Annotated in this window: 2 protein-coding genes; both read right to left on the reverse strand. The window is 70.6% G+C overall.

Going from position 1 to position 1,949, the window contains the following annotated elements; translation table 11 throughout:
- Positions 1-182: 182 nt before the first annotated feature.
- Complete coding sequence (locus tag GT354_RS29045) at positions 183-1,127, reverse strand: glutathione S-transferase C-terminal domain-containing protein (RefSeq protein WP_237535562.1); 945 nt, start codon at positions 1,125-1,127, stop codon at positions 183-185.
- Positions 1,128-1,681: 554 nt separating this feature from the next.
- The coding region (locus GT354_RS29050) for an LLM class flavin-dependent oxidoreductase (RefSeq protein ID WP_161359342.1) at positions 1,682-1,949 on the reverse strand (268 nt) is incomplete at its 5' end.

The following is a 1,949-nucleotide window of genomic DNA, read 5'->3' on the forward strand; positions in this document are numbered from 1 at the left end:
CCGACCGACAACGCGGCGTCTTCCGCACCGACTACGAGGGCCCCACCGCGCGCGACACCTGCGCCTACCGACACCGTGCCCCGCCGCAACCCCGCCCCCCCGACACGGCGGTATGAACCCCGGGGCCGACCTTGGAACCGACCCCGGGCCCACACCGCCCTCGGGCAGCCACGGCCGGAAGGTCAACTCCAGTCGTTGAGCGCGATCGAGACCCCCGACGCCGCCGGGCCGCGACAGTGGCTCCGGTGGTTTCGGGCAATGTGGTCCAAACGCAGGTTGTCGCGGAACGCGGGGATCGCGTTCAACCGCCGCGCGAACGCCCACAGATGCGGGTGCGCGGCGAGCCGGTGCACGTCCTCCGCGTCCAAGTGCCGCTTGTGCACCGCGTCCAAGTGCACGAGTGTGGCCCACAAGTGCACATCGGCCGCAGTGAGCGCTTCACCCAACAGGAACGGCCGGGCCGCGAGCCGCCGTTCCGCCACCGCGAGCGTGGCCAACACCGTACCCATCGCCTCCGCCCGCCGCCGCCCCGCGGGCGCCCGTCCGGCCCGTTGTGCGGCGTCGCTGACATCCTCCTCGAACAGCGTTTCCAGCGCGCACAGTTCCTCGTGCCGCCGCGCCGGATACAGATCCGTTCCGCCGGTGAATCCGCCGGCCAGGTCGCGCAGGATGTGCGGCGCATGGTTGCTGACGATTCGTCCGCTCCAGCGATCCCACAACACCGGCACCGTCACGGGGCCGTCGTAGTGATACTCGGTCGCCTCGTACGCCTCGCGCAGGAAGGCGAACTTGCCGATCGGGTCGAGCCCATGGCCCTCCCCGTTGCGAAACGCCCAACCGCGCCCGTCCCGGACCGGGTCCACCAGCGAGGTGCCCACGGTGTGGCCCAGGCCCTGGAGGTCTCGCGTGATCGCCACCTGCAACGACCGCGGGCAGGCCAGGCACAGGTAAAGGTGGTAGCGGTACGCCTCGGCACTGAAACCCGCGCCGATTCGGCCACGGAAGCGGTGCATCGGCGGCTTGATGGTCTCCAGGCCCGGCAGCGGCGACCCGGGGTGGCGTACGCGGTAGCGCCCGTGGGCACGAAAGTCGATCGGTCCGGCGGCCTTCGGGGGTGTCGTGGACATCATCGAGTCTCCCTCGCGCGGGATGGAACAGCGGCCATGGGATTGCGGCCATGGGATTGCGACAATGCGGCTGCGCCGGCACCGGAGCCGTGGTCGGCACGATTACCGCCGCGATCAACGGGGCAGCGGTAGAAACGGAACCGGCAGCCGAACGGATTGCCATAGGCAACAGGGGGCTGCCCCGGGCAGCGGAACTCCGGCAGGCGAAGCGGCGCGGCGGTCGGGCAGCACGGCGCGACCCGCGACAAACGGGCAGGCCGGTGGCGTCGAACTCAGACCGGGGGACAGCTCGCGCTGCACACGCGCAGGTAATCGATGTGACGACGTGTCAGAAGATGGACGGCAATCAGGACCCGCGCCCTCGGCAAAATCGGGCGGGGACCCGCGTGACACACGCAGCCGTCCATGCCCTGGATTATTCGTGCTGACCCGCCGCCCCGCAATAGGTCTCCCCGAACCCGCGACAGATCTCCTCGCAACCGCAACAGATCCCGCCCCACGCGCGGCAGGTCACCTCGTACCCGCGCGGCAGGCCACCCCGCACCCGCGACAATTCACCTGTCACCCGCGCGGCAGCTCACCCCGCATCCGCGCAGGTCCTCCACGCCCGCAACAGGCGCGCCGCAGAGCCGACCGAGCGTCGCGTGGCCCTCCGCGACCCGCACCGCATCGAGCACACCGATCACCCGCAACGTAGTGAGCACCCGGATCCGCGACGTGCGTTGTGCGACCGCCGCCGAAATCACCGGAGCCGCCGACGACAAACTCGACTCACCATGCCGCTCGCCGACCCCCGACGCGACGAACCCCCCAAAGAACCCC

The organism is Streptomyces sp. SID3343 (genome assembly GCF_009865215.1).
Lineage (GTDB): Bacteria > Actinomycetota > Actinomycetes > Streptomycetales > Streptomycetaceae > Embleya.

Excerpts from the sequence above, each read along its gene's own strand:
- GT354_RS29045 (WP_237535562.1), bottom strand. The coding sequence starts at position 1,127 with ATGTCCACGACACCCCCGAAGGCCGCCGGACCGATCGACTTTCGTGCC.